Below are 2,818 nucleotides of genomic sequence, written 5' to 3'. Positions count from 1 at the left end.
GGCCGCGACGGCGCAACGCTCGCGCTCGCGCTCGGTGCCGGATTTGCCGCCGTCGGCGCGGTGATGAGTTTTTTGCGTTTGACGGTCCACCCGGCCAAGCCGTGAAGATCAACCCCGCCTTACGCTGGCGCCGCCGTCGACCGGCAGCGTCACGCCGGTGATGAAGCCCGCTTCATCGGAGGCGAGAAACAGCGCGGCGTTGGCAACGTCCCAGGCGGTGCCCATCTTGTGACGCAGCGGCACTTGCGCATCGCGTGCGGCGGCGACTTCGGCGCGGCTCTTTTTGAACGCCTTGGCGCGGGTATCGACCGCCATTGGCGTATCCATCAGCCCCGGCAAGATCACGTTGGCGCGGATGCCATATTCCGCGTTCTGATAGGCGAGCTGTTCGGTGAAGGCGATGACAGCCGCCTTGGTCGCCTTGTAGGCCACATAAGGATAGGTCGTGATCGCCGCCATCGAGGAGATGTTGATGATGGCGCCGCTCTTTTGTTGCCTCATGAACGGGATCGCGTACTTGGCGGCCAGAATGCAGCTCTTGAGGTTAATTGCGACGCAATTGTCGATCGCAGTTTCGGTGATTTGAAGCAGTTCGGCATCGCCCCCGGCGAGACTGACGCCGACATTGCTGTGGAGAATGTCGAGGCGGCCCCATCGGCGTGTCGCTTCCTCCACCATCGCCTTGATGTCGCGCTCTTTGGTGACGTCGGCTTCAAAGGCGATCGCCTTGCCGCCTTTCGCCTCGATCAGGCCAACGGTTTCCAGCGCGGAGGCGAGGTTCCGATCGACGCACAGCACGCTCGCGCCTTCGCGCGCAAAGGTGATCGCGGTGGCGCGGCCGTTGCCCATGCCTTCGCCGGGGCTTTGGCCGGCGCCGACCACAATCGCGATACGATCTTTCAGCCGCATGTATTCACTCCCGCAAATGGCTGCTGTGCTGGCATCCGTTGTTGTGGCGAGTTTACTGGAAGCGCGATCTCGATGCCAATTGCGCGGGTCAGCCCTGATGCGCTTCGGGCGAAGGGCGGCTAGCGGTCCGGCCCATCTCATCGGCCAGCGTTCGCGCCCGTTCCGTCGTCTTCTGCCAGCGCAGCTGGAATTCCGTGGCGGGAGTGGTCGAGGTCCTGGCGATATGGGCCAGCGCGGCGTTACGCATGTCGTAGATCACGAACGCCAGCAGGCTCAGTCCGAGTGCCGCGGTAAAGCCGTGGCGGATCATGTCGCGGTAGCTCCGGTAGCCGGTCTGGAAATAGAGCGCCAGCATCAGCGCCACCGTGAGCGCCGCGGCGGCACCCGCCAGCGCCGGCATCAGCAAGCCGCTCCCGTCATCGACAACCGGGCCGGGCCAGATCCCAGCCGTATCCGGCATCGATTGCAGCAGCGCGTGGAACAGGCTGGTCGCTTCATTGGCGGCGTCGCGGATCGGATCGAGGTTCATGGCATTATCCCGGAAAGCCAGAGGGGAACGCGGGCACCTGAGATTTGGTCGCTAGCCTCAACCGGGCGGTTCAAGCGATCGTCCATTCATGGGCCAATTCATTGTCATGCGGGCAGGGCGTCGCTATAGCGGGTGGTGCGTGCAATCGCCGGGCATTCCAAAGGGAGCTGATATGTCGATTCCAAGCGTTCTGCTGCCGGTCTTTGTCATGGTCGGACTCACGTTTGCGCTCCTGCTCGGGATGGTTTTTGCTCGCCGCAGCGCGCTGGTGAGCCGGGAGACCAAAATCAGGGATATTGCGCTCGGTGAGCCGAATTGGCCGGTCCGCGCCACCCAGATCGGCAACTGCTACCGGAACCAGTTCGAACTCCCCGTTCTCTTCTACGTTCTGATCGCCATTGCGTTGCCGATCCGCCACGCCGATCTCGTCATCGTGATCCTGTCGTGGGTATTCGTATTGACCCGTCTGGTACACGCGGGCGTCTTCGTGAGTTCCAACGATCTCGGCCGCCGCTCGACCGCGTGGCTTGTCGGCGCGCTTGTGCTGCTCGTGATGTGGGTCTATTTCGCGCTGAAGATCCTGCTTCTCATCTGAAGCGTCTACGACCACATCGAAAGGTTTGAATGACCCCCGCAGCGCGGCTTTCGGCAGCGATTGAGCTGATCGAGGCCATCGACGACCAGCGTATTCCCGCCGCCAAGGCCCTGAAAGAGTGGGGCACCGCCCATCGTTTTGCCGGCTCCGGCGACCGCGCCGCAATTTCGGGCCTGGTCTGGGACGTGTTGCGGCGGCGCGCCTCGAGCGCCTGGATCATGGGGAGCGACACCGCGCGGGCGCGCCTGCTCGGCATGCTCCGGCTCGAGCGCGGCCTGAATACGGAAGCCATCGCCGCGCTCTGCGACGGCAGCCGCTTTGCGCCCTCCGCGCTGACCGACGCCGAGCAAAAGGCGCTGACCTCAAACTCGCTGGAAAAGGCGCCCGCGCCGGTTGCCGGCGATTACCCGGAATGGCTCGACCCTTATCTCACTGAAGTATTCGGCGAGGAGCGCGTGCTCGAGGCCACGGCCATGGCGAGCCGCGCGCCGCTCGACATGCGCGTCAATACGCTTAAAGCGCGGCCTGAGAAGGTGCTGGCCGCGACCGCGCATCTCGGCACGGTGCCGACGCGGTGGTCGCCGATCGGGCTTCGCATCGAGCTTGGCGCCGATGCCCGCAATCCCGGCATTCATGCCGAGGAAGCCTTCATCAAGGGGCAGATCGAGGTGCAGGACGAGGGCTCGCAACTGGCGGCGCTGTTGTCGGCCGCCAAACCCGGCGAACAGGTGATCGACCTCTGCGCCGGCGCCGGCGGCAAGACGCTGGCGCTCGCAGCCCTGATG

The 2,818-nt window shown here is 64.4% G+C and carries 3 protein-coding genes and 1 pseudogene; 2 read left to right on the top strand and 2 right to left on the bottom strand.

Annotated features, from left to right (window positions below; genetic code table 11):
- Window positions 1-108 precede the first annotated feature (108 nt).
- Window positions 109-909, bottom strand: coding sequence for an SDR family NAD(P)-dependent oxidoreductase (locus WB528_RS09765; RefSeq protein ID WP_423888215.1), 801 nt, complete (start codon window positions 907-909; stop codon window positions 109-111).
- Between the two features lie 88 nt (window positions 910-997).
- Complete coding sequence (locus tag WB528_RS09760) at window positions 998-1,438, bottom strand: hypothetical protein (protein WP_423888214.1); 441 nt, start codon at window positions 1,436-1,438, stop codon at window positions 998-1,000.
- A gap of 172 nt (window positions 1,439-1,610) precedes the next feature.
- Between WB528_RS09760 and WB528_RS09755 the strand changes: the two genes are divergently transcribed.
- Window positions 1,611-2,033: an MAPEG family protein gene (locus WB528_RS09755; RefSeq protein WP_423888213.1), complete on the top strand. Its 423-nt coding sequence runs from the start codon at window positions 1,611-1,613 to the stop codon at window positions 2,031-2,033.
- Between the two features lie 29 nt (window positions 2,034-2,062).
- Window positions 2,063-2,818: pseudogene (locus WB528_RS09750) on the top strand (MFS transporter); the annotation flags it as partial.

It is taken from the genome of Bradyrhizobium sp. (assembly GCF_049586575.1).
In the GTDB taxonomy this organism is placed as follows: domain Bacteria; phylum Pseudomonadota; class Alphaproteobacteria; order Rhizobiales; family Xanthobacteraceae; genus Bradyrhizobium.
Note: the sequence above shows the minus strand (reverse complement) of the source record. Positions and strands in the feature narration are given on the sequence as shown.